Origin of the sequence: Paenibacillus sp. GbtcB18 (assembly GCF_019091125.1) — a bacterium.
GTDB lineage: Bacteria > Bacillota > Bacilli > Paenibacillales > NBRC-103111 > Paenibacillus_F > Paenibacillus_F chitinolyticus.
In genome coordinates, this window is sequence record NZ_JAGXJX010000202.1 from 1 (window position 1) to 333 (window position 333).

Sequence of the window (333 nt, forward strand, 5' to 3'; positions counted from 1 at the left end):
ACTATTACCTATCGTAAGTCCACATCCTAATATTACTGTTCCTGTAATAAACACTACAGTAAGCGTCGGAAATGGCATTCGAATTCAAATAGCTGGTATCTATCAAATCTGTTATACATTAACGGTAAGTCTTGAAAATGTTCCTGCCCCACCAAATGCTGCCCGATTCTTCTTAACATTGGACACACCTGACAATATTATCCCAGGATCCGGGACGGCAGTCCGTGCTAACATTATCGGTACTGGAGAAGTAGAGGTTTCTAGCGGTGTTATTCTTATTAACTTGAATCCTGGCGACTTAGTTCAAATCGTACCAGTTGAATTATTTGGAAC

Annotated in this window: 1 protein-coding gene; it reads left to right on the forward strand. The window is 40.2% G+C overall.

Features of this window, described 5'->3' with window-relative positions; translation table 11 throughout:
* A partial coding sequence (exsF, locus tag KVT34_RS30045) for an exosporium protein ExsF (RefSeq protein ID WP_217563271.1) occupies positions 1-333 on the forward strand: 333 nt, incomplete at both ends.